The organism is Rhodococcus sp. IEGM 1307 (assembly GCF_030056915.1).
GTDB lineage: Bacteria > Actinomycetota > Actinomycetes > Mycobacteriales > Mycobacteriaceae > Rhodococcus_F > Rhodococcus_F opacus_D.
In genome coordinates this window covers 1-220 of sequence record NZ_JASHKW010000127.1, presented here as the reverse complement: position 1 = coordinate 220, position 220 = coordinate 1, and the positions used below count along the sequence as shown (strand labels likewise).

At 61.8% G+C, this 220-nt stretch carries 1 pseudogene; it reads left to right on the top strand.

What is annotated here, in order from left to right:
* Positions 1 to 23: 23 nt before the first annotated feature.
* Positions 24 to 220, top strand: a pseudogene (locus tag QM841_RS43035) (MFS transporter); the annotation flags it as partial.

The window sequence follows — 220 nt, the reverse complement described above, 5'->3', positions numbered from 1 at the left end:
ATCTGCGACCGACCACAGCGATCTTGTACAAGACTCTGCTGGGCTCCTTGCCGGGCCTTTTCGCGCGTACCGGTACCCTCCGTGCCGCCTCGGGTTACCAGTGTCTCGCGTTCAGCTCATTCAACGCAGTTTGGACCGTGGCGGCTTTACACCTCCCCGAAAGACTGGGTTTCACGCCGATCGAGACGGGACTGTTCGCCCGGGTGGGTCTGTTCTCGGC